This is a genomic window from Lactovum odontotermitis, assembly GCF_054658595.1.
The window spans coordinates 1-7460 of record NZ_BAAGGQ010000034.1; the positions used below are offsets into that span (position 1 = coordinate 1).

A 7460-nucleotide genomic window follows, 5' to 3' on the forward strand; every position below is an offset into this window, starting at 1 on the left:
ACCAAAGATATTTTGCGATATGGAAAAATATCACCCGAAAACAACATATTTCTATCTTATCTGAAAAATTGCTTGTTGGGATTCAGTTTTTTCCTGAGAACGAGAAATTGGAAGTATTTAAATGTCGGAATATTTTCCATTTGGAGTTATAAAAAATGAAAATTTTATTTTGTCAAACTCAGTTTAAAATGGGCGGGCAGCAGAAGGTTCTTTTAACGATTGCTAAAGCGTTGAACAAGACCCACGATGTCACGATATACTATGAAAATCATAATGTATTTGATTTTGAAAATCTGAAGATAATCAGACTTTCAAAAATATATCAAGTTATTAATCTGTTTAGATCAATCATTATTTGTCTATTTAAGGGAAAAGTGGATAGAAAAATATTGGCGGATACATACCATCTATTAAATGTAAAAAAGTCTCTAAAAGGAAAAAATTTTGATTTAATTATACTTTTAAATCCATACGTGATGTTTGTTGATGAAATTAGGCAGGTAGTAAAAACTAAAAAAATTGTTTGTTGGACACATAGTCTTTATGAAAATTACATGTACAATCGTTTTAAATCAGAACAAAAAGAGTTGATAAAGAGCATGAGTCATGCAGATCAAATAGTCTCTTTAGAAGAGTATACTGCATGTAAATGGAGAGAAATAAATCCTAATACAGTTGTGATTCACAATCCTATTGCAATCGCGAATAAAGATATGGTAACGGATTTGGAAAGCAAAAAAATCGGCTATGTTGGCCGCATAGATGTTGATGTAAAAGGACTAGATTTTTTGTGCCAAATAGCGGGATTGTTGGATAAGAACTTGAAAATATATGTTGCTGGTGAAGGAAGTGCAAAAGAAGAAAAAGAGTTCTCTGATTTAATAAAAAAAAATGAGGTAAGCAATCAGATTATACGAGTTGGCTTATTACGAGGAAAAAAATTAGAAGAATTTTATCAAAGTTTATCTCTTTTTATCATGACAAGTCGCCTTGAAGGCTTCCCCTTAGTAGCGGGAGAGGCGATGAGTTTTGGAGTTCCTTTTATTGGATTTGATATTCCTTCAACGCGGGAAGTAACAGACAATGGAAAATTTGGTGTTCTTGTGAAGCAAGAAAATGTTAATGAGTTTGCAAACCAAATTTACCAATTACTTGAAGATAAGTCATTACTTGAAAAGTATTCGCAAAAATCTTTGGAGAGGGCGAAAAATTTACAACTTGGCGACATTTTGGAACAATGGGAAGATAAAGTATTTAGTAACTTATAGGATGAACCAAAGCTTAAAATAGCATGGAGGAGATAAAAAATGAGAAAGTTTTCAAATCATGAATGATTTAATTAGTGTGGTTATACCGGTTTATAATGTAAAGAATTATTTGCCCAAATGTTTAGAAACAGTTATTGGTCAAACTTATCAAAATATAGAAATAATCTTTGTGGATGATGGTTCAACTGATGAATCAGGAAAATACTGTGATGGTTATGCAAGAAAAGATTCTAGAATCAAAGTAGTTCATAAAGAAAATGCAGGACTTGGTCAGGCGAGAAATAGTGGATTAGAAGTATGTAAAGGAAAGTATGTTTGTTTTATAGACTCGGATGATTTTGTTGAAACGGATTATGTTGAAACGCTGCACGATAAGATTCTGAACACTGGAGCATCTGTTGTATATTGTGGATACTTTGACTATTATTCAAAAAATTACTATAGGCGAAATGATTGCTACTATGAAAATAAAGTTTTTGAAAAAAAAGACATCGGCGATGTTTTGGCTGGAATGATAGGCTCCCCTCCAGAGGAAAAGAGAGACGCATACCAGTCAATGTCTGTGTGCTTTAGTATTTATAGATTAGATTTGATAAAAGAATACAACTTACAGTTTTATTCTGAAAGGGAGTTTGTTTCAGAAGATATTCTATTCAATGTTCAGTATTTAATACATGCTGAGAAAGTAGTTTGTATCTCTAATCCACTTTACTTTTATCGCCACAAAGTATCTACATCCTTAACTCATTCATTTGATACTGGAAAGTTTAATACTTATAAAAATTTACTTCTTAAACTCAAGGAGATGACGAATCAATATTTCCCGAAGAGGAATTTTGATTTGGAATTGAAACGCTTGTACCTTAGTACGTTGCGTTCAACTTTAAAAAATGCAGTAATTCATGAAAAATTGAATAAAACATTTGACCTAAAACAATATATAGGAGAGTTAATAAATTCTTCAGACACAAAAAAGATAATAGAAACTTATCCATATGAAAAAAATCCCAAATTTCAGCGATTTTTTAGTCATTGCATCAGACATGGGTATATAAGATTGATTATTTTACTTGTTAGAATGAATCTTTGGAAGAAATCGAAAGAAGCCTAATGAAGTTAACAATCTCTTGGAAAAAATTATATGCGAGTTCAAATAATGCCCGTTGGGTATTGTTTGTGTTAGTTTATTTTGTCATTGCTCAAGCTTTGGTTACAGATATCAATATGAATAGGGTTGTACTATATTTTGGCGACATTTTGAACATATATGTGTTTTATAAGGCTTTATATAATCGTAGAGTAAATAGTAAGAGGTTAGTAATGCCTGAATTATTCATGATAGCTTTTATTATCCTGGGCATTATGGTATCTTTTATCCAGAAAGTAAATCCCATGCTCGTTTTTTGGGGAATTAGAAATAATGCGGGTGTGTTTTTATTTTTTTTCAGTTGTGTTACTTTTTTAAAGTTACAGGATTATAAAATTATTTTTCGGTGGTTGGCAATATTATTCTGGATTAGTTTGCCGCTGGCGATGCTTGAGGTTATGGCTTTTCCTAAGGAGGGACAATGGACAGGGGATATGACGGGCGGAATTTTTTTCGGAACCGGAGGTTCGAGCTTTCTAAATGTGCTTATTTCATGTTATATTGCCTATGTTGTGGTTAGATTCTTCAAAGGAGAGATAAAGTTTTCTTATTTTCTCCTTTGTGTTTTGTCCTCCGTATTTGAAGCAGCTTTGGGGGAAATAAAGATATTCTTCATTGAAATTATATTAATAATGATATCTGCTGTCTTTTTTTCAGGCGTGAGTAAAAAAATGATTCTTCGAGTACTGGTGAGTGTATTTCTTTTTGTGATCTTGTTATCTGGAATGGGAGCTTTGTTTAGTGCATACAATGCTTCACAGTTTTCGAGTTATACAAATAATTTTTCCCCAGCCTTTTTCTTAAAAGCTGCGACAAATACACAAGGATATAACGGTCTTGGAGGTGGGGAACTAAATCGTCTCTCGGGTTTAGGTCAACTTATGGGTGGAGTGATGAAGGGAAACGTAGTGAGTCATTTTTTTGGCTTTGGCCTGGGCTCGGCGGAATTTAACAACTTTTTTTCTAGTCCGTTTTATAGAACTCATCCATATTTGCATTATCAATGGTTTTCAGATTTATGGATGTTTATTGAGATGGGATTTGTGGGAATCTTTCTCTATTTAATGCCCTTTGTTTTATCATTCAGAAAAATAAACAAGGTATTAAAAAAGAGTACACAGGGGGGATTTGTTAAAGTCGGAATTTTGTTAATGATTTTGATGTTTGTCTATAATTCTTCTTTACGAGATTATTCTTCGGCTTATTTTTTGTTTTGTTTGCTAGCTTTGCCATATGTTGCCGTCAAAACCAAATTATAGAAAAACGGCACTGCAGTGCAATTCCAAGCTATTATCTCATAAAGACGACAACAACTCAGGTTTATAGGGTTTCCTCTCTTGTGAAATACCCTAAATATATTATACGAGAAAATTTATGATACCTAAAAAAATTCACTACTGTTGGTTTGGAGGTAGTCCTTTACCAGCAAAGGCTAAAAAGATTATTGAGACTTGGAGAAAATTTTGTCCTGACTATGAAATCATTGAGTGGAATGAAACTAATTATGATGTGCACAAGAATAAGTATATGGCAGATGCATATAAAGAAAAAAAATGGGGGTTTGTTTCTGATTATTCTAGATTGGATATTATTTATAATGAGGGAGGATTCTATCTAGATACTGATGTGGAATTACTTAAGTCACTGGATGAACTGCGTGAAAATGAAGCCTATATGGGATTTGAAGGAGCGGAGAAAGTTGAAGCCGTAGCGAGCGGGCTAGGATTTGGAGCGGTGAAGGAAAATGAAACAATAAAAGCCTTACGTGACCTCTATGAAAGTTTGAACTTTTACAATCTGGATGGTAGCCTTAACCTTACTCCTTGTCCAAAATATCAAACGGACTTTTTCTTAAAATGGGGGCTGAAAATCAATAATAAATTTCAAACCATTGCAGGAGTCAAAATATATCCAACGGAGTATTTTGATCCGAAAGATTATTATTTTGGAAAAACGTATGTGACAAAAAACACAATAAGTATTCACCAATATGAAATGTCTTGGAAAAGTAAGAAAGACAAACGAAACCAACACATAAAGTGGCTAATCGGGAAAAAAAATTATGAGTGGCTTTATAAAATAACACATCGTAGAAAAAATGAAAAGTAAAAAATGAAAAGTAAAAAAATGAAAATTTGTTTTGTTAGTGGCGGGATTCATAGAACTGGAGGAACAGAACGTGTTGGAACAATGATTGCTAATGAGTTATCAAGGCGTGGTTACGAAGTTACAATTCTGTGCTTTTTTGGAACAAATGAAAAGTCATTTTTCCCTCTTAGTCAAGATGTAAAAATACATTACTTGATGAAACCGGGAATTGAGGGTAAAATTTATCATTTTACTAAAAGTCATTCCATTTTGAAATATCATCAATACTTAAGGAATGAAGGCTTTGATGTTGTCATTGATATCGATTCTAGCTTGGCAAATTTTACGGTTCCTGCTCTGAAACGTTTAAAAACAAAGTACATTGCATGGGAACATTTTAACTATCAACATACAATTACAAGTAAAAAACGTCAGTACGCATTAAAGCTCATAAAAAAAAGGGCGGATAAATTACTAGTTTTAACAAAGCAGGATTTTGAAATGCATGTTGAGGCCGGAGTATCCGAAAATAAAATTGCTCAGATCTATAATCCTAACCCATTTGAAAACTATATAAAATCTAGAAGGGAACAATTGGTTTTTCTAAGTGTGGGGAAACCATCAGAAGTGAAGGGCTATGATTTGCTTTTGGAAGCATGGAAAAAAGTTTCCCCCGTTCTTCCAAAATGGAAACTTCGTATCGTAGGAGACGCTCAAGACGAAGACGAACTTAAAAGGCAAATACAAAAAAATAAATTGAAACGAGTTGAACTTGTGGGACACTCAGATAAAATTGAAAAAATTTATGATGAGGCTTCTGTATATGTTTTGACTTCAAGACATGAAGGTTTTCCAATGGTGTTACTAGAAGCTATGGCTAAGGGATTACCTGTGATTGCTTTTGATTGTATAACCGGGCCAAGAGAACTTATTACCAGTGGGGAAAATGGAGAACTTGTCCCGTATTTGGATATTGAGAGATTTGCTAGTGAGATGATTAATGTTGCTCAAGATAGAAAACTGCAGAATAAGTATTCAAAAAGTGCATTAGAAAAGATTGAAAAATTCAATATGGAAGAAATAGGTAATCAGTGGGAAGAACTAATTAGGGATTTATGGAGGGTAGAATGAAAATTAGAACAAAACAGGAAATGAAACAAATTCTGCAGTCTGAAGCAGCAAATTTTTTTGGAGAGTCTACTGATAAGCTGTCATTGAAGGAAAAAATCTTTGGAATTTATCATCTGCGATTTCCGTATCAAACATGGAAATTCATTCGTTTGATGATTTTTTGTAATTATTATGAAAACGTAAAATCTGAATCTTTAAAAAACAAACTTTTATATAAGCTTTATATGAGAAAGTATTTGAATCAATCTATAAAATTAGGGATTGATATCGGAAATCCTCAAGTTTACGAAAAAGGTCTTCATATACATCATCCCCAAGGTATATCAATCAATTATGCCGCAAAACTTGGGAAGAATTTACAACTGTATGGGAACAACTGTATAGGAGTAGATGGAAAAAATGAGAAATGCCCTAAAATAGGTAATAATGTGATTTTGGGCGTCGGAGCAAAGGTCATAGGGAATATTACTTTAGCTGATAATATTAAAGTTGGAGCTGGAGCTGTAGTAGTACATTCATTTACAGAAGAAGGAATCACGCTAATTGGAATTCCTGCTAACAAAAAAAGAATATCATCTGAGAGTGAAAAATGAAGCGAGTAAAAAATTTCTTTTATATGTCGTTTTATCAAATTTTGGCAATAATTTTACCAATAATAACCGCTCCATATGCTTCTCGAGTTCTCGGAGTAAAGGGGGTCGGGATAAATAATTTTACCAATTCCATCACCTCCTATTTTCTACTTTTTGCAGCATTGGGAACTTGGGTATATGGTTCTCGAGAAATTGCTTATGTTCAAAATGATAAAAAAAAGCGAAGTCAAGTGTTTTGGGGAATTAATTTTCTAAGTTGGTTGACTTCAAGTATTTCTTTAATTGTTTTTCTTATTTTTGTAGCTCTAGCTCATGATTACCAAACCATATATCTCTGGCAAGGCATAGCTATTTTAACGGTATTTTTTGATATTTCTTGGTATTTTTCAGGACGTGAGAATTTTAGAGCGATTTCTTTAAGAAGCACTGTTACTCGTATAATTTCAGTAATTTTACTTTTCATTTTTGTTCATAAGCCGAGTGATTTATGGATTTATGTAGCCACTTTAGTGTTACCAAGTTTTGTTAGCGCATTAACTTTCTGGCCGATTTTACTAAAAGAGGTAGATAAGCCAGACATTTGTAATCTCGAATTATTTAAACACTTACGAAAGACAATAGTTATGTTCTTGCCAACTCAATTAACTAATTTTTATCTTATGTTTGGTGTTAGTATGGTTGGCATCTTAGATTCTGTTGACCATTCGGGTCTTTTTACACAAGCTAACACTCTTATACGCCTACCATTATCAATTATTAGTGCGATTGGTTTTGCAATGCTTCCTCATGTAGCAAACTTGTTTTCTGAAAAAAATATAATAGGAATTAAAAAAGCGATTCTACAAAGCTTTAATGTTTCTACAGGGCTTGCTGTAGGTCTTTTCTTTGGAATATTAGCTATCTCGTTGAAATTTGGCTCTTTCTTTTATGGTAAGGGGTTTGAAGAAACCGGAATCCTGATGATGATTATATCTCCGATTATTCTATTTTTGGTTTGGTCCAATGTTTTTGGATATCAATATATGCTTCCGCTTGATTTAATGAAAGAATTTACAATATCTATAGTTGCTGGCACATTTATTAATGTCCTATTTAATCTTGTAATGATACCTGTTTTTGGAGTTATTGGTGCGGCAGTAACAACTGTCATTTCAGAACTTATAATTTCTTGTATAGAGTGGTACTTTATTAGAAAAACTTTTTACCTTAGAGATTTATTCCATGGAATATGGA

At 32.8% G+C, this 7460-nt stretch carries 7 protein-coding genes; all 7 read left to right on the forward strand.

The window, feature by feature from the left end; all coding sequences use genetic code 11:
• Positions 1-155 precede the first annotated feature (155 nt).
• Positions 156-1268: a glycosyltransferase gene (locus ACYQ2E_RS10995; protein WP_460018108.1), complete on the forward strand. Its 1113-nt coding sequence runs from the start codon at positions 156-158 to the stop codon at positions 1266-1268.
• A gap of 58 nt (positions 1269-1326) precedes the next feature.
• Positions 1327-2379 carry a glycosyltransferase family 2 protein gene (locus ACYQ2E_RS11000; protein WP_460018109.1) on the forward strand — a complete coding sequence of 351 codons (1053 nt, stop codon included), beginning with the start codon at positions 1327-1329 and terminating at the stop codon, positions 2377-2379.
• Positions 2355-3674, forward strand: a complete 1320-nt coding sequence (locus tag ACYQ2E_RS11005) for a hypothetical protein (protein ID WP_460018110.1) — start codon at positions 2355-2357, stop codon at positions 3672-3674. Before ACYQ2E_RS11000 ends, ACYQ2E_RS11005 begins: the two co-directional genes overlap by 25 nt.
• A gap of 115 nt (positions 3675-3789) precedes the next feature.
• Positions 3790-4524, forward strand: coding sequence for a glycosyltransferase family 32 protein (locus ACYQ2E_RS11010; RefSeq protein ID WP_460018111.1), 735 nt, complete (start codon positions 3790-3792; stop codon positions 4522-4524).
• Positions 4525-4527: 3 nt separating this feature from the next.
• Entirely contained in the window at positions 4528-5634 is a 1107-nt protein-coding gene (locus tag ACYQ2E_RS11015; protein ID WP_460018112.1) for a glycosyltransferase family 4 protein, read from the forward strand.
• The gene (locus ACYQ2E_RS11020; RefSeq protein ID WP_460018113.1) at positions 5631-6227 is read left to right on the forward strand and encodes an LbetaH domain-containing protein; all 597 of its coding nucleotides are present in this window, start codon (positions 5631-5633) and stop codon (positions 6225-6227) included. The genes ACYQ2E_RS11015 and ACYQ2E_RS11020 overlap by 4 nt, the downstream gene beginning before the upstream one ends.
• Positions 6224-7460, forward strand: a 1237-nt coding sequence (locus ACYQ2E_RS11025) for an oligosaccharide flippase family protein (RefSeq protein WP_460018114.1), incomplete at its 3' end; no start/stop codon positions are given. The genes ACYQ2E_RS11020 and ACYQ2E_RS11025, both read left to right, overlap by 4 nt.

Bases quoted from the DNA above. Each gene is read 5' to 3' on its own strand.
- ACYQ2E_RS11015 (WP_460018112.1), top strand. From the start codon at position 4,528: ATGAAAAGTAAAAAAATGAAAATTTGTTTTGTTAGTGGCGGGATTCAT.
- ACYQ2E_RS11020 (WP_460018113.1), top strand. From the start codon at position 5,631: ATGAAAATTAGAACAAAACAGGAAATGAAACAAATTCTGCAGTCTGAA.
- ACYQ2E_RS10995 (WP_460018108.1), top strand. From the start codon at position 156: ATGAAAATTTTATTTTGTCAAACTCAGTTTAAAATGGGCGGGCAGCAG.
- ACYQ2E_RS11000 (WP_460018109.1), top strand. From the start codon at position 1,327: ATGAATGATTTAATTAGTGTGGTTATACCGGTTTATAATGTAAAGAAT.
- ACYQ2E_RS11010 (WP_460018111.1), top strand. From the start codon at position 3,790: ATGATACCTAAAAAAATTCACTACTGTTGGTTTGGAGGTAGTCCTTTA.